The 20,653-nt window shown below is 69.5% G+C and carries 20 protein-coding genes and 1 riboswitch; of the genes, 5 read left to right on the forward strand and 15 right to left on the reverse strand.

The genetic code is table 11. The features are described 5' to 3' along the window. Positions 1-13: 13 nt before the first annotated feature. From OG285_RS08705 to OG285_RS08715, 3 genes are all read right to left on the reverse strand, one after another. Positions 14-1,177 (reverse strand): cysteine desulfurase family protein, encoded by a 1,164-nt coding sequence (locus OG285_RS08705; protein WP_371790658.1) that lies wholly within the window; start codon positions 1,175-1,177, stop codon positions 14-16. A 71-nt stretch (positions 1,178-1,248) separates the two neighbouring features. Then, positions 1,249-1,521: a DUF4190 domain-containing protein gene (locus OG285_RS08710; RefSeq protein ID WP_371790659.1), complete on the reverse strand. Its 273-nt coding sequence runs from the start codon at positions 1,519-1,521 to the stop codon at positions 1,249-1,251. A 32-nt stretch (positions 1,522-1,553) separates the two neighbouring features. Continuing rightward, positions 1,554-1,715 (reverse strand): hypothetical protein, encoded by a 162-nt coding sequence (locus OG285_RS08715; protein WP_356826985.1) that lies wholly within the window; start codon positions 1,713-1,715, stop codon positions 1,554-1,556. A gap of 130 nt (positions 1,716-1,845) precedes the next feature. Between OG285_RS08715 and OG285_RS08720 the strand changes: the two genes are divergently transcribed. Then, entirely contained in the window at positions 1,846-2,472 is a 627-nt protein-coding gene (locus OG285_RS08720) for a TetR family transcriptional regulator (protein WP_356826986.1), read from the forward strand. A gap of 140 nt (positions 2,473-2,612) precedes the next feature. On the opposite strand, the gene OG285_RS08725 is transcribed toward OG285_RS08720, so the two are convergent. From OG285_RS08725 to OG285_RS08775, 11 genes are all read right to left on the reverse strand, one after another. Next, a complete protein-coding gene (locus OG285_RS08725) occupies positions 2,613-3,449 on the reverse strand; it encodes a thioesterase family protein (RefSeq protein ID WP_371790660.1) in 837 nt (278 codons plus the stop codon). A 23-nt stretch (positions 3,450-3,472) separates the two neighbouring features. Beyond that, the gene (locus tag OG285_RS08730; protein ID WP_356826988.1) at positions 3,473-4,135 is read right to left on the reverse strand and encodes a trimeric intracellular cation channel family protein; all 663 of its coding nucleotides are present in this window, start codon (positions 4,133-4,135) and stop codon (positions 3,473-3,475) included. 9 nt (positions 4,136-4,144) lie between these two features. Beyond that, positions 4,145-5,575, reverse strand: a complete 1,431-nt coding sequence (locus OG285_RS08735) for a M1 family metallopeptidase (protein WP_371790661.1) — start codon at positions 5,573-5,575, stop codon at positions 4,145-4,147. A gap of 123 nt (positions 5,576-5,698) precedes the next feature. After that, positions 5,699-7,066 carry a dipeptide ABC transporter ATP-binding protein gene (locus OG285_RS08740; protein ID WP_371790662.1) on the reverse strand — a complete coding sequence of 456 codons (1,368 nt, stop codon included), beginning with the start codon at positions 7,064-7,066 and terminating at the stop codon, positions 5,699-5,701. Continuing rightward, the gene (locus OG285_RS08745) at positions 7,063-8,157 is read right to left on the reverse strand and encodes an ABC transporter ATP-binding protein (protein WP_356826990.1); all 1,095 of its coding nucleotides are present in this window, start codon (positions 8,155-8,157) and stop codon (positions 7,063-7,065) included. The genes OG285_RS08740 and OG285_RS08745 overlap by 4 nt, the downstream gene beginning before the upstream one ends. Continuing rightward, positions 8,154-9,161: an ABC transporter permease gene (locus tag OG285_RS08750; protein ID WP_356826991.1), complete on the reverse strand. Its 1,008-nt coding sequence runs from the start codon at positions 9,159-9,161 to the stop codon at positions 8,154-8,156. Before OG285_RS08750 ends, OG285_RS08745 begins: the two co-directional genes overlap by 4 nt. Positions 9,162-9,256: 95 nt before the next feature. Continuing rightward, positions 9,257-11,002: an ABC transporter substrate-binding protein gene (locus OG285_RS08755; RefSeq protein WP_356826992.1), complete on the reverse strand. Its 1,746-nt coding sequence runs from the start codon at positions 11,000-11,002 to the stop codon at positions 9,257-9,259. A gap of 46 nt (positions 11,003-11,048) precedes the next feature. Beyond that, positions 11,049-12,047 (reverse strand): ABC transporter permease, encoded by a 999-nt coding sequence (locus OG285_RS08760; RefSeq protein ID WP_356826993.1) that lies wholly within the window; start codon positions 12,045-12,047, stop codon positions 11,049-11,051. A gap of 337 nt (positions 12,048-12,384) precedes the next feature. Beyond that, positions 12,385-13,155 carry an enhanced serine sensitivity protein SseB C-terminal domain-containing protein gene (locus OG285_RS08765; protein WP_356826994.1) on the reverse strand — a complete coding sequence of 257 codons (771 nt, stop codon included), beginning with the start codon at positions 13,153-13,155 and terminating at the stop codon, positions 12,385-12,387. Between the two features lie 243 nt (positions 13,156-13,398). After that, on the reverse strand, positions 13,399-14,148 hold the full coding sequence (locus OG285_RS08770; RefSeq protein ID WP_356826995.1) for an enhanced serine sensitivity protein SseB: 750 nt from the start codon (positions 14,146-14,148) through the stop codon (positions 13,399-13,401). A 46-nt stretch (positions 14,149-14,194) separates the two neighbouring features. Continuing rightward, positions 14,195-14,959, reverse strand: coding sequence for an AAA family ATPase (locus tag OG285_RS08775; RefSeq protein WP_371793485.1), 765 nt, complete (start codon positions 14,957-14,959; stop codon positions 14,195-14,197). A 148-nt stretch (positions 14,960-15,107) separates the two neighbouring features. Beyond that, positions 15,108-15,203, forward strand: a riboswitch (glycine riboswitch). A 141-nt stretch (positions 15,204-15,344) separates the two neighbouring features. Between OG285_RS08775 and gcvT the strand changes: the two genes are divergently transcribed. The 4 genes from gcvT (at position 15,345) to OG285_RS08795 (ending at position 19,727) form a co-directional block, all read left to right on the forward strand. After that, complete coding sequence (gene gcvT / locus OG285_RS08780) at positions 15,345-16,460, forward strand: glycine cleavage system aminomethyltransferase GcvT (RefSeq protein WP_371790663.1); 1,116 nt, start codon at positions 15,345-15,347, stop codon at positions 16,458-16,460. Positions 16,461-16,527: 67 nt separating this feature from the next. Beyond that, positions 16,528-16,908: a glycine cleavage system protein GcvH gene (gcvH, locus tag OG285_RS08785; protein ID WP_356826998.1), complete on the forward strand. Its 381-nt coding sequence runs from the start codon at positions 16,528-16,530 to the stop codon at positions 16,906-16,908. A 16-nt stretch (positions 16,909-16,924) separates the two neighbouring features. Continuing rightward, complete coding sequence (gene glyA / locus OG285_RS08790; protein WP_356826999.1) at positions 16,925-18,187, forward strand: serine hydroxymethyltransferase; 1,263 nt, start codon at positions 16,925-16,927, stop codon at positions 18,185-18,187. Between the two features lie 172 nt (positions 18,188-18,359). Beyond that, complete coding sequence (locus OG285_RS08795) at positions 18,360-19,727, forward strand: L-serine ammonia-lyase (protein WP_356827000.1); 1,368 nt, start codon at positions 18,360-18,362, stop codon at positions 19,725-19,727. A gap of 108 nt (positions 19,728-19,835) precedes the next feature. Here the strand turns inward: OG285_RS08795 and OG285_RS08800 are convergent, their stop codons facing one another. Further along, positions 19,836-20,303: a GtrA family protein gene (locus OG285_RS08800; RefSeq protein ID WP_356827001.1), complete on the reverse strand. Its 468-nt coding sequence runs from the start codon at positions 20,301-20,303 to the stop codon at positions 19,836-19,838. Between the last annotated feature and the right edge of the window lie 350 nt (positions 20,304-20,653).

The raw sequence follows: 20,653 nt of genomic DNA on the forward strand, positions 1-20,653 counted from the left end.
TGCGGCGCCTTCCTCAGCTCAGTCCGGCCGACCGGGCCCGCTCCACCGCCGGGCCGATCGCCTCCGCCACCGCCGCCACATCCGCCTCGGTGGACGTGTGTCCGAGGGAGAACCGCAGGGTGCCGCGGGCCAGATCGGGGTCGGTGCCCGTGGCCAGGAGTACGTGGCTGGGCTGCGCCACTCCCGCCGTGCAGGCGGAGCCGGTGGAGCAGGCGATGCCCTGGGCGTCCAGGAGCAGCAGCAGGGAGTCGCCTTCGCACCCGGGGAAGGTGAAGTGGGCGTTGCCGGGGAGGCGGTCCGACGGATCGCCGCCCAGGACGGCCGTGGGGACCGCGGACCGCACCGCGGCGATCAGTCCGTCGCGGAGTGCGCCGATCTCCCGGGCGAAGACCTCGCGCCGTTCGGCGGCCAGCGTTCCCGCCACCGCGAAGGAGGCTATGGCCGGGGCGTCCAGCGTCCCGGAGCGTACGTGGCGTTCCTGACCGCCGCCGTGCAGGACGGGGACGGGTGTGTACTCACGGCCCAGCAGCAGGGCTCCGATGCCGTAGGGGCCGCCGATCTTGTGGCCCGACACCGTCATCGCGGCCAGGCCCGACGTGGCGAAGTCCAGCGGGAGCTGGCCGTACGCCTGTACCGCGTCCGCGTGCAGCGGAATCCCGAACTCGGACGCGACGTCGGCCAGTTCACGGACCGGCATGACCGTGCCGATCTCGTTGTTGGCCCACATCACGGTGGCCAGCGCGACATCGGACGGGTCGCGTTCGATGGCCTCGCGGAGGGATTCGGGGCGCACCCGGCCGTAGCTGTCGACCGGGAGGTACTCGACCGTCGCGCCCTCGTGCTCGCCCAGCCAGTCGACGGCGTCCAGGACGGCATGGTGCTCGACCGGGCTGACCAGCACCCGGTTCCGGCGCGGTTCGGCGTCGTGGCGGGCCCAGAAGAGGCCCTTGACCGCGAGGTTGTCGGCCTCGGTGCCGCCCCCGGTGAAGACCACCTCGCTGGGGCGCGCGCCGAGCGACTCCGCGAGAGCCTCTCGGGCTTCCTCGACGGTACGCCGGGCCCGTCGCCCGGCGGCGTGCAGCGATGAGGCGTTGCCGGTGACGGTGAGCTGGGCGGTCATCGCCTCGACCGCCTCCGGAAGCATGGGAGTGGTCGCAGCGTGGTCGAGGTAAGCCATGGTGCCGACGATTCTACGAGTTCCGGGGCGGCCTTCCCGCCGCGCGTCCCCGGTGGGCGGCCGGTGACCGGTCAGCCGCCGAAGTTCCAGATCACGGCGCCACTCGAAGTGAAGACGGTGGCGAGGACCACCAGGTCGGCCACGCCGAGCGCGAGGCCCAGCAGGGCGCGGCCGCGGCGGGCCGTGCCGCGCCAGAGCGCGAGGCCGGCCAGCACGATGGCCGTGGGGCCGAGAACGATGTTCAGCACGAGCAGGCCCAGCAGACCGAGCACGAACGAGGCGACGGCCATGCCGTCGACGTCGCGGGTGCCGGTCCGGGTGCGGGCGGATGCGGTGAGTTCCATGGTGCAGCTCCCTTGTGCGGTGAGGCGCTCGGTTACTTGGTGAGGCGCCCGCGGCCGAGGCGCTCGCGCACGGCGAACACGGCGAGCCAGCCGCCGATGACGGCCGCGCCGATCAGGGACACGGAGAGCGGGAAGTGGGCGACGGCACCCAGCACGACTCCGAAGACGAGGAGAAGCGCGACGAGGGCAATCATCACTGTCCTTTCGGTGCGCCCGGTTCGGCGCAGGTACGGGTCGGTTGAGTGAACAACTGTGAGTACGACTGTTCACTGACCACTGAGTCTACGCTTCCCTTCGGCGGAGAACGGTTGTTTACTGAATGGCATGAGTCACACCGTGGGCATCCGTCAGGCCCAGAAGCAGAAGACCCGCCAGGCCCTCCTGGACGCGGCGCTCGGCCTGCTGGAGGAGCAGAGCCTGTCCAGCCTCGGCCTGCGTGAGGTGACCCGCGCCGTGGGCGTCGCGCCGACGGCCTTCTACCGGCATTTCCGGGACACCGCCGACCTCGGGGTGGCACTGGTCGAGGAGACGCTGGGCTCGCTGCACGGGCTGATCGCGGCGACGCTCGCGGACACCGGCGACAGCGAGGTGCGGATCGGCACCACCGTCGACCTGATCGCCGCCCTGGTCCGTACGCACCCCGCGCACGTCCGGTTCATCGCCCGTGAACGGCACGGGGGCGTCCAGCCGGTACGTGCGGCGATAGCGGCACAACTGCGGCTGTTCACGCGGGAGGTGGCCGCCGCCTTCGCGGGCGAGCCGCAGTCCGAGGGGTGGAGCGAGGAAGACCTGCTGATGCTGGCGGGCGTCTATGTGGATCACATGGTGATGACCGCTTCGGTCCTGCTGGAGGCGGCGGAGGACGGCTCACAGGCCTCGGAGCGTGCGCGGGACATGGCCCGGCGCCAGATGCGACTGGTCAGCCTGGGGCGGCTGCACTGGCTCGACTGAGACGCGGGCCGGGGCCCGGCCCGCACACCCACGGGCAGCACCCCGCGTGCCCGCCCCCGGACGAGCCCGACCGCCCGGGCTCCCCCGGCCGCCGGGCGCTCTCCGGGAGGCCCTGATCGCGCCCCCTACCCCCGCGCCCCCTACCCCCGCGGCGCCAGCGCCAGCTGGCGGGACTGGGCCACCAGGCGGTCCGCGCTGTCCCAGACCTCCGCGTCCTCCTCCAGGAAGCCGCCGGCGAGGTTGCGCGTGATGATCGACACCCGCAGCGGGCCCGGCGCCGGGCGGCACCGGACATGGGTGGTCAGCTCGACCGTGGGAACCCAGCCCTTGATGCCGATTTCGAAGGCGGTCGGCGGCAGCGCGTCCACCGTCAGGAGCAGCGAGAGGGGATCGGCGTCGCGACCGTCGGAGAGTCCGAACCAGGCACGCATCTCACCCTTGCCGGACGGTGCGCCCACCGCCCACCCGCAGGTGGCCGGGTCCAGCTTCAGCATCAGCCGGTCCGTGATGGCGGAGGAGCCGGGGATGGGCGCCGGGCCGTCGCCGGAGCCCAGGCAGTGTTCGATGGGCGGGATCGACGGCGGCTTCGCCGTGGTGCGCACATCGTCGGAGAGCGCGTCCAGGTCGCCGTAGGAGGCCAGCACCCGGATGCGTTCGACCTCGGTGCCGTCGTCGGCGTACTGGAAGAGCGAGGCCTGGCCCGTGGAGAGCGTGCGGCCGCTGCGGACGGTCTGGGTACGGATCACCGCGGGGCCGGGGCGGGAGGCGCTCACATAGTGCGCGGAGACCGAGAACGGGTCGGGGTGCGGGAGCGCGTCACCGAGCGCGCGGCCGATCAGGGCCAGCAGATAGCCGCCGTTGACCGCCTGGATGATGGTCCAGCCCGCGGAGAGCTCCGCGTCGTAGACGCCTTCTTCACGACGGGTGACCGCGGTGTCGCGGTCGAACTCACTGTCCCCTATGGATACCTGTGCCATGGACAGCACCGTACACCGCAAAGTTACTCGTCGGTAGAGACGGCTGCTGAACGCCTGTTCCAGGCCCGCGAGGCCCGCCAGTGGAAGCGCAGCGCCAGCAGCCGCAGCACGAAGCAGGTGAGCGCCGCGACGCAGCCCGTGGTGGTGGTCAGCACGTCGAACCGGATGAAGAGGGCCACCATCGCGGCCCCCACCATCGCCGGCACGGCGTACAGATCGCGGTCCCAGCGGACCAGCGACGGCGTCTCGTTGGCCAGTACGTCGCGGAGCACACCGCCGCCGACCGCGGTGGCCAGGCCCAGCACCGCGGAGGCGGTGAGACCGAGCCCGTAGTCGTACGCCTTGGTGGTGCCGGTCACACAGAAGAGCCCGAGCCCGGCCGCGTCGAAGACGTTCACCCCGACCTGGATCCGTTCGACCTCCGGATGGAGGAAGAAGACCAGCACCGCCGCGATCAGCGGGGTGATGAAGTACCCGAGGTCGGTGAAGGCGGCGGGCGGCACCGCGCCGATCACGATGTCGCGGAACAGCCCGCCGCCCAGCGCCGTGACCTCGGCGAAGACCGCGATCCCGAAGACGTCGAAGTTCTTCCGGACGGCGAGCAGCGCACCGGAGATCGCGAAGACGAAGATCCCCACGAGGTCGAGCGCGTGCTGGACGGAGGTGTTGAACAGATCATGGAGCACCCGACAGTTCTACCCCTGCCGTACCCGCCCCGGCGCAGCGGTCGGCAGCTGAAGTGCCGGTTTACCCGAGGTGTGCAGCCACGCGTCGAAGAATCCGCCGAGTTTCTGCCCGGAGATCTTCTCGGCGAGGGCGGTGAACTGCCCGGTGTCGGCGTTGCCGTAGCGGTGCGCCTTCGTCCAGGCGGGCAGCAGCCGGAAGAACGCCTTGTCCCCGATGCGGTCGCGCAGCGCCTGGAGTGTCATCGCGCCCCGGTCGTAGACGGCCGACGCGAACATCGTGTCGCGCTGGGGGTCGGCGACCTTCGTCCGCCAGAAGCCGGAGTTCGCGGGCGTCGCGTCGTACTCGGCGAGGAAGGCGTCGTGGGCCGAGCGCTTGCCCTGGTGTTCGTCCCAGAGCCACTGGGCGTACGTGGCGAAGCCCTCGTTCAGCCAGATGTCCTTCCACTGCTTCACCGAGACGGAGTCGCCGAACCACTGGTGGGCCAGTTCGTGCACGATCGTCGACTCGTTGCGCACGGCGGAGTAGCTCGGCTTGGACTGGGTCTCCAGCGAGAAGCCCGCCTGCGGCATGTCGTCGACCACCGCGCCCGTCTCCTCGAACGGATAGGGCCCGAAGACCTTCGACCAGTAGTCGGTGGCCTTGGCCGTCACGGCGTACACATCAACGGAGTTGCTGTTGGCGAGCACCGGGTCGATCGCCACGTAGATCGGCGTACCGGCGGGCGTCCGGCCGGTCCTGACGTCGAACCTGCCGATCGAGGCGGTGGCGAGGTAGGTGGCCATCTGCCGGGACTCGCGCCAGTGCGAGACGCTCGACGCGCCCCGCGTACGGGTGGAGAGCAGCCGCCCGTTGGAGACGCCGGTCAGGCCCTTGGGCGCCGTGATGGTGATGTCGAAGGCTGCCTTGTCGGAGGGGTGGTCGCTCGAAGGGAACCAGGTGGAGGCGGCGTTGGGCTCACAGGCCACGAAGACGCCGTCCTTGGTCTTCATCCAGCCGTAGTCGGAACCGAAGACGATCGGGCCGCTGAGCGCCTGCGGCACACCGCCGTAGACGACCCGCGCGGTGAAGGTGCGGCCCTTCCGGAGCGGGTCGGCCGGGGTGATGCGTATCTCGTCGCCGGAGCGGGTGAAGCGTGCGTGTCTGCCGTTCACCTCGACCGACGCGACCGTCAGCTTCTGGAGGTCCAGGTCGAAGGAGGAGAGGTTCTGGGTGGCCCGGGCCGTGACCGTCGTACGGCCGTCGAGCCGGCCGCTGTCCGGGTCGTACGCGACATCGAGGCCGTAGTGCAGGGCGTCGAAGCCGCCGTTGCCCAGCTGCGGGAAGTAAGGATCGCCGATTCCGGCCGAACCGGGTGAGGGTGCCGGAGCGGCCGCGATGACACAGAGGGCGGCCGTCGCGGTGGCGAGGGCGGCCAGACGTGCCGAACGGGAGAGCGCCAAGAGTCTGCCCTTCGTACGTGCGCCGTTGTTACGGACACGCTGACTCTGCACTCTCCCGTTTAGGCATGTACATGACTTTGCCAAGTCGTCATGGGCAAGCCTGCCGGCGCACCGCGCGGCCCACTACTTCTTTCCCGGCCGCTTCTTGCCGGGCTGCTCCGTCTCGGGCTTCTTCGTCTCGGGCTTCTTCGTGCTGGTCTCCCCGGCGGTGTCCGACCCGGGGGCCACGTCCGGCTCCGCCGCCGTGTCCTTCACCACCACGACTTCCGCCGACGCATCCTTCGCCGACGTGTCCTCCGCGGCCGACTCCTCCGCGGGCTGCACGGCCGGCTCGGGCTTCGCGACCGAGACCAGCTCGGCCGCCTCCCGCGCCTGCGGCAGCCGCTCCTCGCCCGGGACCTGGTCGGGAGCGTTCTCCGGGTGGTGGCAGGCCACCTGGTGCCCGGTCCGCAGGGTCAGCAGCGGCGGCTCCTGCGTCCCGCAGATCTCCGTCGCCTTCCAGCACCGGGTGTGGAACCGGCAGCCCGCAGGCGGCGAGATCGGCGAAGGGACGTCGCCCTCCAGCCGGATGCGGTCGGACTTGGCGCCCTTGCGCCGCGGGTCGGGGACCGGAACCGCCGAGAGCAGCGCCTTGGTGTACGGGTGCATCGGCGACTCGTACAGCGACTTGCGGTCCGCCAGTTCGACGATCTTCCCGAGGTACATCACCGCGATCCGGTCCGAGACGTGGCGGATGACCGAGAGGTCGTGCGCGATGATCACGTAGGTCAGACCGAGCTCGCTCTGGAGGTCGTCCAGCAGGTTGACCACCTGCGCCTGGATCGACACGTCCAGCGCCGAGACCGGCTCGTCCGCGACGACGAGCTTGGGCCGCAGCGCGAGCGCGCGGGCGATGCCGATGCGCTGGCGCTGGCCGCCGGAGAACTCGTGCGGGTAGCGGTTGTAGTGCTCGGGGCTGAGGCCCACCAGCTCCAGCAGGCCCTGGACCTCCTTCTTCACGCCGCCCTCGGGCTCGACGCCCTGGAGCCGGAAGGGGGTGCCGACGATCCCGCCGATGGTGTGCCGGGGGTTCAGCGAGCCGTACGGGTCCTGGAAGATCATCTGAACGTCGCGGCGCATCGGCCGCATCTGCCCGGCGGACAGGTGCGTGATGTCCCGCCCCTGGAACTCGACCTTGCCACCGGTCGGTTCGAGCAGCCGGGTGATCAGCCGCCCCATGGTCGACTTGCCGCAGCCCGACTCGCCGACGACACCCAGGGTCTCCCCCGGGTACACGTCGAACGACAGCCCGTCCACGGCCTGGACCGCGCCCACCTTGCGCTTCAGCAAGCCCTTGGTGATCGGGAAGTGCTTGACCAGGTCGGTGACCTTGAGCAGCGGCTCCGCCCCGGCGTCCTTGGCGGAAGCCGCCGCGGCGGAGTCCTCGGACTTCTGCTGCGGGACCTTCGGAGCCTCAGGAGTCTGCGGAGCCTTCTTCTTCTGATCAGTCACAGCTTCGGCGCAATCTCTTCGGTCCAGATCTTTTCCCGCTGGGCCTTCGTCATGTGGCACGCGGAGAAGTGCCCGTCCGTGCTCTCCCGCAGCTCCGGGCGCTCGGTGCGGGTGATGTCGTCCTTGGGCACGTCGGCGTACGGGCAGCGCGGGTGGAAGGCGCAGCCGGACGGCACGTTGATCAGGCTGGGCGGAGAGCCCTTGACGGGCACCAGACGCTCGGTCTGCTCACGGTCGATGCGCGGCATCGAGCCCAGCAGCCCCCAGGTGTAGGGGTGCTGGGGCTCGTAGAAGACCTTCTCGGCCGAGCCGCGCTCGATGCAGCGTCCCGCGTACATCACCAGGAGCTCGTCCGCGATCTCGGCGACGACGCCGAGGTCGTGGGTGATGATGACGACCGCCGAGCCGAACTCCGTCTGCAGATCGCGGATGAGGTCGAGGATCTGCGCCTGGACGGTCACGTCCAGGGCGGTCGTCGGCTCGTCGGCGATGAGCAGTTCGGGGTTGTTGACCAGGGACATCGCGATCATCGCGCGCTGGCGCATGCCGCCGGAGAACTGGTGCGGGTAGTCCTCGAAGCGGCGGTGCGGCTCGGGGATGCCGACCCGGTCGAGCATCTCGACCGCACGCGTGCGCGCGGTCTTCTTGTCGACCTTGTTGTGGACGCGGTAGGCCTCCACGATCTGCGCGCCGATGCTGTAGTACGGGTGCAGCGCCGACAGCGGATCCTGGAAGATCATGGACATCTTCTGGCCGCGGAGATTGCGGACCCGCTCGGGCCCCGCGCCGATCAGCTCCTCGCCGTCGAGCCAGATCTCACCGGAGATCCGCGCCCGGTCCGAGTTGTGCAGGCCCATGATCCCCAGCGAGGTCACGGACTTGCCGGAGCCGGACTCACCGACGATGCCGAGCGTCTGACCGGCCTTCAGGTCGAAGCTGACACCGTCCACGGACTTGACCAGGCCGTCGTCGGTGTCGAAGTGGATCCGCAGGTCCCGCACCGAGAGGAAGCTCTTGGCGTCCTCGGACGGCGCACCGGCCTTGCCGCTCTTCGCGGGCTCGCCGGAACCCTTCTTGCGCACGTCGCTCATGAGAGCCTCACCCGGGGGTCGATCGCGGCGTACACAAGGTCCACCAGCAGGTTGCAGACAACGATGAAGAAGGCGGCCACCAGCGTCACACCCATGACGACCGGGAGGTCGCTGCGGGTCACGCCCTGGATGGCGTAGGCCCCCATCCCCTGGAAGGAGAAGACGGTCTCCGTGATGACCGCGCCGCCGATGAGCAGCGCGAAGTCCATCCCGAAGATGGTGACGAGCGGGGTGAGCGCGGCGCGCAGGCCGTGCTTGACGACCACGTTCCGCTCCCGCAGGCCCTTGGCCCGCGCGGTTCTGATGTAGTCCTCGCCCATGGTCTCCAGCATCCCGGCCCGGGTGAGCCGGGCGTAGAGCGCCGAGTACAGGAAGGCGAGGGTGCACCAGGGGAGGATCAGGTTCCAGGCCCACTCCGCCGGATTCTCCGTGAAGGGCACGAAGTGCACATTCCAGATCGTCCACTGGAAGCTGAACAGCGCCAGCGAGACCAGACCGGTGAAGAACATCGGCAGCGAGACGCCGGCCAGCGCCACGCTCATCGTCAGCCGGTCGATGAGCGAGCCCCGCTTGAGTGCGGAGAGCACGCCGGTCGCCACACCGGTGACGACCCAGATGACCGCCGCACCGACCGCGAGCGACAGCGTCACCGGAATACGCTGCTTGATCTCGGGCCAGACGGCCGAGTGGGTCTTGAAGGAGTAGCCGAAGCACGGCGCGTGGCACACCGCGGGGTCGGGCCCGAAGTGGTAGTTCGCGCCGACCACGATGCCCTTGATGAAGTGCCAGTACTGCTCGTAGAGGGGCTGGTCGAGCCCCAGGTTCTTCTTGACCGCGGCGAGCGTCGCGGGGTCGGGGCTCTTGCCCACGAACTGGGCGGCCAGGGAGTCGGTCGTCTGCCCGCCGAGGCGGGGAACGAGGAAGAAGATCGCGAAGGTGACTGCGCTGACCACCAGCAGCAGCAACACCGCGGCGAATACGCGTCGGATGATGTACGCAGCCACAGCCGTGCGGCGCCGGGTCGGACGGACGGGGTAGGCCCGTCCGTCCCGGCGCCTTCACCTGCCTTTCAGGGGGTGCTGTCGATGAACAGGTGTTGTTACTTGGTCGAGGTCATCAGCACGTAGTCGTACATGCCGAGGTACGCCTGACTGACCGTTACGTTCGCCGCCGAGTCCGGGCGGTAGAGCAGGTTCTTGCGGTAGAAGAGCGGGACGAGCGAGGCGTTCTCCATCACCATCTGGTCGACCTGGCCCCAGGTGGCGTTGCGCTTCGTGTTGTCCAGCGTCCCGATGCCCTTGACGATCTCCGCGTTGATCTTCGGGTCGTCGAGCTCCATCAGGTTGGTGCCACCGGACGGCTTGATGGCCTTGCCGTCGACGATCTGGTCGATGTAGCCGAAGCCGGCCGGCCAGTCGGCGCCCCACGCCATCATCATCATTCCGGCGTTGTTCTTGTGGACCCAGTCCGGGACGCCCGCGAAGTCGGTGAAGTACTTGTCCGACGGGAACGTCTTGATGTCGGCGACGATGCCGATCTTCTTCAGGCTCTGCTGGAGCTGGGTGGCACTGGTGACCTCGTCGGGACGGTCGGAGCGGGCGGTCAGCGTCGTCTTGAAGCCCTTGGGCTTACCGCACTTGGCCAGGTACTGCTTGGCCTTGGTCACGTCGCCCTTGTTGCCCGGCGTCGGGTACAGGTCGAACTTCTTGTAGCCCGAGACACCCGGCGGGATGACGGTCGTCGCGGGGTCGCCCCGGACCTCGCCGCCGATCGCGTCGACCATGTCGGCCTTGTCGGCGACGTACTGCACGGCCTTGCGGCAGTCGGCGTTGTCGAACGGCTTGACGTGCACGTTCAGCGCGAGGTACTGCAGCGCACCGGCGTACGGGTCGTCCGTCTTCGCCTTCTCAGCGGCCTTGGTGATGACCTTCGGCTGGGTCTTGGACTGCAGACCGGTACCGGCGATGTCAGCGGTGCTGGTGTCGTTGAGCAGGTGCTCGTCGACGGTCGTCGGCTGGACGTTGAAATTCAGGACGATCTTGTTCGGCAGCGCCTTGCGGACCGGGTCCGTCTTCGGGTCCCACTGCGGGTTGCGGACCAGCGTCGCGCCCCGGCTCTCGCTGTACGAGGCGAACTTGTACGGGCCCGACGACACGATGTTCTGGACGTACGAGGCGCCCTTGTCGGCCTTCTGCGGCACCGGAGCGGTCTGCGAGAAGGACGCGAGGTAGTCCATGTCCGCGAACGGCTTGCTCAGGTGGAAGACGATCGTGGAGTCGTCCGGCGTCTCGATGGACTTGAGACCGTCGGGCGACTTGTCCTTGTAGGGACCCTTGTACTTGTCGCCGTCCTTGAGGTACGTGCTGAAGTACGTGGGCCCGTTGGACAGCGCCTCACGGGCGAAGGTCCGCTCGACGGCGTACTTGACGTCCTTCGAGGTGATCACGGTGCCGTCCTGGAACTTCACGCCCTTGCGGAGGTGGTACGTCCAGGTCTTGGCGTCCGGGGACGCCTTGCCCAGGCTCGTCGCCAGGTCGGGCACGATCTTGAGCCCGTCCTTGCCCGGAGCCGGGTTGAAGGTCACCAGCGCACGCGCGTAGAGGCGGGAGAAGTTCTGCACCCAGCCGTAGTACGTGTTGCCGGGGTCCAGGGAGTCGGCGGCACTCGAGTGCTCGTAGGTGACCGTCCCCCCCTTCTTGTCGGTCTTGTTGACGATGCTGGTCAGAGCTGCGTCGGCCTTGCCGTGGCTGCCCCCGCCGCCACTGTCGCCGCCCCCGCAAGCGGTGGCAGCGAGCCCCAGCGCTACCGTCGCGGCTATCGCCGCTGCCGTCTTTCTGCTCTTCATGCTGAGGAAAGCCCCCTCGGTTGTCCGTTGTGCGGCACGGCCGCGATTACTTGCCACGGGGGTCGAGTGCGTCACGCAGCCCGTCACCCAGCAGATTGAAGGCCAGCACGGTGATGAAGATCGCCAGGCCGGGAATGACCATGAACATCGGGTCCACCTGGTAGAGGTCGACCGCGGTGGACAACATGCCGCCCCAGGAGGCCTGCGGCGGCTGGATGCCCACGCCGAGGAAGCTCAGGGACGCCTCGAAGAGGATGTTGGTGGGGATCAGCAGCGTCGAGTAGACGAGGATCGGCGCGACCAGGTTCGGGAGCAGTTCACGGAAGAGGATGAAGGGCCCGCGGGCCCCCAGCGAGCGGGCGGCCTCGACGAACTCCCGTTCACGCAGACTGAGCGTCTGCGCGCGGACGATGCGGCCCATGTAGGGCCAGTTGAAGAATCCGATCACGAAGATCAGCACGCAGATACGGAGCGTCAGACCGCTGAGGCCGAACGCGTTGCCCTGCAGCGATGCGGAGATGGAGATCGCGAACAGCAGCAGCGGGAACGCCAGGAAGGTGTCCATCAGGCGGCTGATGCCGCTGTCCACCCAGCCGCCGTAGAAGCCGGCCACCACGCCCATCACGACGCCGATGACCACCGAGAGGAGCGTCGACCCCGCGGCGACCACCAGGGAGACCCAGGAGCCCTCGATGATGCGCGCCAGGATGTCCCGGCCGGTCTGCGGCTCCACACCCAGCGGGTGGCTCCAACTGATGCCGCCGAAGCTGCCCTTGGGCCCCAGCAGAGCCGGGTCGACCAGGTTCTGGTGGAAGTCGTTGGGGTCGAGCCCGAACATCGACTGGATCGGCTTGGAGAGGACGGCGACCAGCACCAGCAGGATCACGACGACCCCGCCGGCGATGGCGACCTTGTCCCGCTTGAAACGCGTCCAGGCGATCCGGCCGAGCGAACGGCCCTCGATCTGGCTCTGCGTGGCCCCCGTGAGTACTGCCTCCGGCTGCGCTTCGGCAGTCGATCCGGTGGTCTCGATCGGTGCGGTCACAGTGCCTTTGACCCCTCCCGGCCGGCGGTGGCCGGCCCATACCTGCCGCGGTGGCGGCTGCTGTGCATCAAGCGCATCGAGTGATGCCACTGTGCTGAAGTGACGGAATGTGTTCGCAGCGCGCCGCACAAAGGCACGGCAACGCTCGCTTCAGGGAGTCTTCATTGCGGTTGCGATCACCCGCCAGCCCTGGCGGTGAATGTATGCGTAACCGTGATGCGGTCAATGGACTTCCGTTATCCGGACGCCGGGCTCGACTGAGCGGAAACTTTCCTCGCTAATGAGCCAGTTCGGACATCACGCCCAACAGCCGTTATTGACGGCCCAATTGGTGCACTCAGCCTACCGGCGGGTAGCCGTATCCCGCCGCGGGAGAGGGGGCCGCATGGGCCTCACGGTCGTAGAAGGGGCGGGAGTTGGCCCGCAGCCACATCCCGACCGGGTCGTACGCGTCGGACATCGCCACGGTCGACACGGGCAGCCCCTCGGGGACCGCGGCGATCGACTGCTGCATCATCGCCCGCACCGAATCCACGGACTGCTGGCCGGTGTCGTACAGATCCAGCCCGATGGCCAGATACGGGGTGCCGAGCGCGGGCTGCACCCAGACCCGGCTCAACGAGCGGACCGCCGGGGTGTGGTGGGCGCTCTGCGTGAGCAGCGCGTAGAACTGCGGGATCTCGATGGCCGGCTCGGACAGCCGCAGCGGTCCGGCCGGCATCCGGTCGAGGCCGGTGGCGATCCGCCGCAGATCGGTCCAGGGGATGCCGACACCGCCGCCGGGGGCATGCGGATTGAGCCAGATTCCCCAGTGGTCCGGATAGAGGGAGCGGGCGATGTCACGTCCTGTGACCACCTCGTGCGAACGGTTCCAGCCGGAGACCGCCAGCTCCTGAGCCGACGTCACACACGGGGCGTAGCCGAGGCCTTCGATCTCCATGTTCCCGTACTGGGCGTCCGGTGACCCGGCCTGGCCGTGCCAGAGCAGCATCCAGACCTGGCTGTCGGCGAGCGCCTGCAGCAGTGCCTCATAGGCGTCGTACCGCCCGGGGGTCACCTGGAGCAGCATCTGCTCGACCTGCCCGGCCGTCGTGCCCGACGCGCTCACCCTGGGTCCCGCCCCTCTTTGATCCACCCGTTGACGTTCCGTGCGCCGGGACGCGGCGCGCGCGATTCAGCCGCACGATCCGGTCCCTGCTGTCCGGTCCTGCGATCCGGTCCGTGCCATCCGGTCCGTGCGGTTCCGGCCGATCCGCGCGCCGGTCGTCCCACGCATCAGACCAGCTTAGGCGGCCGTTGGTTCCCGGTGCCCGTGCGGCACCGGACCTCCGGCCCCCCGTGGTTCTCGCCCCTACAGCACCGGCCCCGCGGCATCGGCCCTGACGTAGAACGGCCTGACCCTCTCCAGCATCCAGTCCGCGACCGGGTCCTGAGCCACGTCCAGCAGGACGAGGTTGACCGGCCAGGGCACCTCGACCCGGTGCAGGGCCCGGCCGAGCGCGTCCATCGGGGCGTTGCGCCCCGCGCCGTCCCACGTCGCGAACTCGACCCCGACGAAGAGGACCGGGTCGCCGCCCTCGATGGAGGCGAGGGCCCGGCGCGCCGAGCGGACCACGCCGGACTCCTCGAACTCGCCGGCGGCGGCGGACAGGAAGTCGACCGGCTCCTCCTGCCAGTCCGGCTCGAAGAGCCGCACCCGGCCGCCGGTCGCGGGCCCGTCGAGGGAGGTCCGGCCGCTCCGGCACAGTTCGGCCACGGCGGGCGGCGGCAGCGGCATGCCGATCGCACCGCCCGGGTTCACCGCGACGCCCAGCTGCGGCGGCAGCCCCCGGGCGAACTCGACCGCCGGGGCCACCGCGAAGGAGTAGTGCGAGCCGACGCACTGGAGGAACTGCGCCTCGGAGCTGAAGACGGGGACATAGGCCCCGCCCTCGATCTCCACGGTGGGCAGGTCGAGCGAACCGCTCTCCTGCCCACCGCCGTTGGGCAGCGGGACCCAGAGGTTGCTGCGCCCCAGCACCTCGATCAGCCGGCCGCCCGCGGCGGGGTTCCCGACCGAAGCGGTCAGAACCTCTTCGAGCTCATTTCCCGGCCATGCCATGTCCACCGAGGTATCCCCTTCTCACCTGTTCACCTGCCGACCGACCCTAACGGCCTCCCCCACGATAGAGAGGGGGGCCCGGTCGGACCGCCGCCCCGAACCCGATCAGGCGCAGTACGGCCGCCGCGTCGCGGTCGAGCAGCACGACCGAACCGCACCCCTCGGGCAGCCGCGCCCGCTCGGCGTCCCGGACCAGCCCGGCGACCGCCCTGCGGTGCCGGGCGAAGGCGTACGCGGAGACCTTCCGGCCGCGCTCCGCCTGACCGGCCAGCGCCACTCCGGGTGCCACGTCGAGCAGCAGCAGATGCAGGGCCCTGCGGCGGCGCCGTGCCGCACGGGCCAGCAGGGCCCGCACCCAGGGGTGCGTACCGCAGTCGTGCACGACGACACCGGCGCCCGAGCGCAGAGTGCGCCACAGCCTGCCGTAGTGGGCGGCCCGCACCAGCGGGCGGTAGCTCCAGTACGGCAGGCAACGGGGCATCCGGCGCTCCCAGCGGTCCCGGGTGTCCTGCGAGTCGATCCCGTGCGCCCCGGCGGCCCTGCGTAAGAGCGTGGACTTGCCGCTGCCCGGCAGGCCGGACAGGACCACCACGTCCCCGGCGGCGAACACCAGGCGGTGCGGGCTGCGGCCCGCCCGCCGGCGCAGGTCCCGTACCTCGGGCGGCCCGCGCCGGGCCGTCTTCCGGCCGGGCCGTACCGTCCGTTCGGGCCACACCGTCCCCCCGGGCGGGACGGGCACCCCCGGCCCGCCGGATGCCGTGTCCGGCGCCGCGTCCGCCGCCGGATCCGTACGCCACTCCTGCCCCACCATGGCCGCTCCCCCTGTCGGGCCACCCGCACTGCCTGCGTCTTTCTGCATACCCCCGCTGAGGAAGTGTAAAGAAAGAGTAATGCGACACCAGTGAGGCGCCGCCCGCCCGGCATGCGATGATGTGCGCGCCAACTCCATACAGGCCGTTCGAATCCGCGCGGGAGAGTCCCCGGCCACTGGCCGGGGCGCCGAAGGAGCAAGTCCCTCCCTTGTAATCTCTCAGGCCCCGTACCGCGCGGACGAGGCAGATCTGAAAAGCGGGCCGCCCTGCGGTCCCACCCAAGGTGCAAGCCGCGCGCTCCCGACAGGCGCCGGCGAACCTCTCAGGTTCCGATGACAGATGGGGAGGATCGTCCTCGTCTGTCATGCCCCGGGAGTACCGCATATGAGCCCCACGCCCCGTCTCACAGCACTCGACGCCCTGCACCGGTCACTGGGCGCGACCATGACCGACTTCGCGGGCTGGGACATGCCGCTGCGCTACGGCAGTGAGCGCGACGAGCACAACGCCGTACGGACGCACGCCGGCCTCTTCGACCTCTCCCACATGGGCGAGATCACCGTCAGCGGTCCGCAGGCCGTGCGGCTGCTCGACTACGCGCTGGTCGGGAACATCGGCACCGTCGGCAACGGCCGTGCCCGCTACACCATGATCTGCCAGGAGGACGGCGGGATCCTGGACGACCTGATCGTGTACCGGCTCAGCGAGCAGGAGTACATGGTCGTCGCCAACGCCGGCAACGCGCAGGTGGTCCTGGACGCCCTGACCGCCCGCGCGGGCGGCTTCGACGCCGTCGTACGGGACGACCGCGACGCGTACGCCCTGCTGGCCGTACAGGGCCCGGAATCCTCCGGCATCCTGAAATCGCTCACGGACGCCGACCTGGACGGGCTGAAGTACTACGCGGGCCTGCCCGGCACCGTCGCCGGTGTCCAGGCGCTCATCGCCAGGACCGGCTACACGGGCGAGGACGGGTTCGAGCTGTTCGTCGCCCCCTCCGACGCCGAGAAGGTCTGGCAGGCGCTGACGGAGGCGGGCACGCCGGCCGGCCTGGTGCCCTGTGGCCTCTCCTGCCGCGACACACTGCGCCTGGAGGCGGGCATGCCGCTCTACGGTCATGAGCTGACCACGGCGCTGACCCCCTTCGACGCCGGTCTCGGCCGGGTCGTCAAGTTCGAGAAGGAGGGCGACTTCGTCGGGCGTACGTCCCTGGAGGCCGCCGCCGAGCGCGCCGCCGCGGCCCCGCCGCGCAAGCTGGTCGGCCTGATCGCCGAGGGCCGCCGGGTCCCCCGCGCGGGCTACCAGGTCGTCGCGGACGGCCAGGTCGTCGGCGAGGTCACGTCGGGCGCCCCTTCGCCGACCCTGGGCAGGCCGATCGCCATCGCGTACGTCGACGCGGCCCACGCCGAGCCCGGCACGTCCGGGGTGGGCGTGGACATCCGCGGTACGCATGAGCCGTACGAGGTCGTGGCCCTCCCCTTCTACAAGCGCCAGAAGTGACCCACACCATCTCAGCCCGTAAGACCACTGTTCACCAGCACTCCCCCGCATCCAGGAGAATCAGGTCATGAGCAACCCCCAGCAGCTGCGTTACAGCAAGGAGCACGAGTGGCTGTCGGTCGCCGAGGACGGCGTCTCGACGGTCGGCATCACGGAGTTCGCGGCCAACGCGCTCGGTGACGTCGTCTTCGCCCAGCTCCCTGAGGTCGGTGACACGGTCACCGCGGGTGAGACCTGCGGCGAGCTGGAGTCGACCAAGTCGGTCAGCGATCTGTACGCCCCGGTCTCCGGTGAGATCACCGCGGTCAACCAGGACGTCGTCGACGACCCGTCGCTGGTGAACACCGCCCCGTACGAGGGTGGTTGGCTGTTCAAGGTGAGCGTCACCGGCGAGCCGGACGACCTGCTCTCCGCCGACGAGTACGCCGCTTTCTCCGCCGGCAACTAGGGACTAGGGACTATTGATGTCACTTCTTGATTCCTCCCTCCACGAGCTCGACCCGGACGTCGCCGCCGCTGTCGACGCCGAGCTGGTCCGCCAGCAGTCCACCCTCGAAATGATCGCCTCGGAGAACTTCGCTCCGGTCGCGGTCATGGAGGCCCAGGGCTCCGTCCTCACCAACAAGTACGCCGAGGGCTACCCGGGCCGCCGCTACTACGGCGGCTGCGAACACGTCGACGTCATCGAGACGATCGCGATCGACCGCGTCAAGGCGCTCTTCGGCGCCGAGCACGCGAACGTCCAGCCCCACTCGGGCGCCCAGGCGAACGCTGCCGCGATGTTCGCGCTGCTCAAGCCCGGCGACACGATCATGGGTCTGAACCTCGCCCACGGCGGGCACCTGACCCACGGGATGAAGATCAACTTCTCCGGCAAGCTCTACAACGTGGTCGCGTACCACGTCGACGAGGAGACCGGCGAGGTCGACATGGCCGAGGTCGCCCGCCTCGCCAAGGAGTCCCAGCCGAAGCTGATCGTGGCCGGCTGGTCCGCCTACCCGCGCCAGCTGGACTTCGCCGCTTTCCGGCGGATCGCCGACGAGGTCGGCGCGTACCTGATGGTCGACATGGCGCACTTCGCGGGCCTGGTGGCCGCGGGGCTGCACCCCTCGCCCGTCCCGCACGCGCACGTCGTCACCACGACCACGCACAAGACGCTGGGCGGCCCGCGCGGTGGCGTGATCCTCTCCACCGCCGAGCTGGCGAAGAAGATCAACTCCGCGGTCTTCCCCGGTCAGCAGGGCGGCCCGCTGGAGCACGTGATCGCGGCCAAGGCGGTCTCCTTCAAGGTCGCGGCGACGGACGAGTTCAAGGAGCGCCAGCAGCGCACCCTGGACGGCGCCCGCATCCTGGCCGAGCGTCTGGTACAGGCCGATGTCACCGAGCACGGTGTCTCGGTCCTCTCCGGCGGCACCGACGTGCACCTGGTCCTGGTGGATCTGCGCAACTCGGAGCTGGACGGCCAGCAGGCCGAGGACCGTCTCCACGAGATCGGCATCACGGTCAACCGCAACGCCGTCCCGAACGACCCCCGCCCGCCGATGGTCACGTCGGGGCTGCGGATCGGTACGCCGGCGCTGGCCACCCGCGGTCTCCAGGCCGAGGACTTCTCCGAGGTCGCGGACATCATCGCGGCCGCGCTGAAGCCGGCCTACGACCGGGAGGCGCTGGCCGCCCGGGTCTCCGCACTGGCTGAGAAGTTCCCGCTCTACCCCGGGCTGAAGTAGGACCGTTTCGGTCCTGATCAGTACGGTTTTGTACGAACCACGGGGCACCCCGCACACTGGACAGTGAGCGGGGTGCCCCGCACCACGTAGGCGCCGCGCTCGCTGCTGTACCGCGCCACCTCTGCACCACCCCGGCAGACAACGGCGTCTACCCACACCAAGGAGTCCTCCCGTGGCCATATCGGTCTTCGACCTCTTCTCGGTCGGCATCGGCCCCTCCAGCTCCCACACGGTGGGCCCCATGCGGGCCGCCCGGATGTTCGCCGCCCGCCTGAAGAACGAGGGCCTGCTGGCCCACACCGGCTCGGTCCGCGCCGAGCTCTTCGGCTCGCTGGGCGCGACGGGCCACGGACACGGCACCCCCAAGGCGGTGCTCCTCGGCCTGGAGGGCGAGTCCCCCCGCACGGTCGACGTCGAGCACGCCGACGCGCGCATCGAGCAGATCCGCACCAGTGGCCGCATCAACCTCCTCGGTGCGCACGAGATCGCCTTCGACTACGACACGGACCTGGTCCTGCACCGGCGCAAGGCCCTGCCGTACCACGCGAACGGGATGACGGTCTTCGCGTACGACACCGAGGGCGCCCCGCTCCTGGAGAAGACGTACTACTCGGTGGGCGGCGGTTTCGTGGTGGACGAGGACGCCGTCGGCGAGGACCGCATCGTCCTCGACGACACCGTCCTGAAGCACCCCTTCCGCACGGGCGACGAGCTGCTGCGGCTGACCCGGGAGACGGGTCTGTCCATCTCGGCGCTGATGCTGGAGAACGAGAAGGCCTGGCGCACCGAGGCGGAAATCCGGGCAGGGCTGCTGGACATCTGGGGCGTCATGCAGTCGTGTGTCGCCCGCGGCATGTCCCGTGAGGGCATCCTCCCCGGCGGCCTCAAGGTCCGCCGCCGCGCGGCCAATTCGGCCCGCCAGCTGCGCGCCGAGGGCGAGCCGCTCGCCCGCGCCATGGAGTGGATCACGCTCTACGCGATGGCCGTGAACGAGGAGAACGCGGCGGGCGGCCGTGTCGTCACCGCCCCGACGAACGGCGCGGCCGGCATCATCCCCGCCGTTCTGCACTACTACATGAACTTCATCCCCGGAGCCGACGAGGACGGCATCGTCCGTTTCCTGCTCTCCGCCGGTGCCATCGGCATGCTCTTCAAGGAGAACGCCTCGATCTCCGGCGCCGAGGTCGGCTGCCAGGGCGAGGTCGGCTCCGCCTGCTCCATGGCGGCGGGCGCGCTGGCCGAGGTCCTGGGCGGCTCTCCCGAGAAGGTGGAGAACGCGGCGGAGATCGGCATGGAACACAACCTCGGCCTGACCTGCGACCCGGTCGGCGGACTCGTCCAGATCCCGTGCATCGAGCGGAACGGCATGGCGGCGGTCAAGGCGGTCACGGCGGCCAAGATGGCGATGCGCGGAGACGGCAGCCACAAGGTCTCCCTGGACAAGGTCATCAAGACGATGAAGGAGACCGGCGCCGACATGTCGGTCAAGTACAAGGAGACGGCGCGGGGCGGGCTCGCGGTGAACATCATCGAGTGCTGAGGGTCAGCCCCTGGTCAGGGGCTTCTCGGCTTTCCTCCGCACCGGGGACCTCACCTGCCGCGACACCGGCCGAGGGGGACGGCAGGCCGCCCAGAGCAAGCCGAAGTGTCAGGCGTCAGACTCGTTCGAGGGCGCGGGTATCGCCCGGAACACCCAGGTCCGGTAGGACCAGAATCTGAAGAGTGTGGCGATTCCGATGCCGATGAATTTGAAGACGTTGCTCTGGAGCGGGCTGTCCCATCCGAAGCCATAGGTCGCCAGATAGAGAACACCGTTCTCTATCACCAGGCCAATGGCGCTGAACAGCAGAAAGAGACCCATCTCGCGGGTGCAGCCACTTTTGTCCCGTTCCCGGTAGGCGAAGTAACGGAATCCTATGTAATTGAAGACGATCGAAACGACGGTGGCGAGCACACTCGCGCTCACCACCGGTATCGAGGTGGTGTGGCGCAGGAGGTTGAACACAAGGAGGTTGACCGCTACACCAGACACGCCGACAGCAGCGAATTTCGCGACCTCCCGCGCCTTCGGAGGCGGCGATGTGACTCGTACCGCTTGCTCGCCTCGTACAGCCATGGGCGCAGTTCCTTCGGAGGGGCGTGGCAGCAGCGTCAATGCCGCCGGGGTGGAGAACCGCCTTGGGTCCACGCGTCCGGCCGTCACCGCCGTCGTCCCATCGATCAGACCGTCGGAGCGAGTCGGAGGAGCCGCGCGATGCTGCGGCGGCGGTTTGCGGCCGCGATGCGGTGGCGCTCCCCCGTGGGGTGCCGCGCCGTACCGTCCCCTCCAGGCTCCCACTGGGAGCCTGCCTGTCAAGGCGATCAAGAAGTGACGGGAACGGGGCAGCCGCCGGGCACATGGTTCCGGCTTCCCGGGGGGTGTCCCCCTCCTGCCGATCCACCGGTGCGCCGGATGTTCTCCGGGCG

Source organism: Streptomyces sp. NBC_01471, assembly GCF_041438865.1.
Lineage (GTDB): Bacteria > Actinomycetota > Actinomycetes > Streptomycetales > Streptomycetaceae > Streptomyces.

Coding starts and splice junctions, on each gene's coding strand:
- OG285_RS08705 (WP_371790658.1), bottom strand. CDS start 1,177: ATGGCTTACCTCGACCACGCTGCGACCACTCCCATGCTTCCGGAGGCG.
- OG285_RS08710 (WP_371790659.1), bottom strand. CDS start 1,521: ATGGAACTCACCGCATCCGCCCGCACCCGGACCGGCACCCGCGACGTC.
- OG285_RS08715 (WP_356826985.1), bottom strand. CDS start 1,715: ATGATTGCCCTCGTCGCGCTTCTCCTCGTCTTCGGAGTCGTGCTGGGT.
- OG285_RS08720 (WP_356826986.1), top strand. CDS start 1,846: ATGAGTCACACCGTGGGCATCCGTCAGGCCCAGAAGCAGAAGACCCGC.
- OG285_RS08725 (WP_371790660.1), bottom strand. CDS start 3,449: ATGGCACAGGTATCCATAGGGGACAGTGAGTTCGACCGCGACACCGCG.
- OG285_RS08745 (WP_356826990.1), bottom strand. CDS start 8,157: ATGAGCGACGTGCGCAAGAAGGGTTCCGGCGAGCCCGCGAAGAGCGGC.
- OG285_RS08755 (WP_356826992.1), bottom strand. CDS start 11,002: ATGAAGAGCAGAAAGACGGCAGCGGCGATAGCCGCGACGGTAGCGCTG.
- OG285_RS08770 (WP_356826995.1), bottom strand. CDS start 14,148: ATGGCATGGCCGGGAAATGAGCTCGAAGAGGTTCTGACCGCTTCGGTC.
- OG285_RS08775 (WP_371793485.1), bottom strand. CDS start 14,959: ATGGTGGGGCAGGAGTGGCGTACGGATCCGGCGGCGGACGCGGCGCCG.
- gcvT (WP_371790663.1), top strand. CDS start 15,345: ATGAGCCCCACGCCCCGTCTCACAGCACTCGACGCCCTGCACCGGTCA.
- gcvH (WP_356826998.1), top strand. CDS start 16,528: ATGAGCAACCCCCAGCAGCTGCGTTACAGCAAGGAGCACGAGTGGCTG.
- glyA (WP_356826999.1), top strand. CDS start 16,925: ATGTCACTTCTTGATTCCTCCCTCCACGAGCTCGACCCGGACGTCGCC.
- OG285_RS08800 (WP_356827001.1), bottom strand. CDS start 20,303: ATGGCTGTACGAGGCGAGCAAGCGGTACGAGTCACATCGCCGCCTCCG.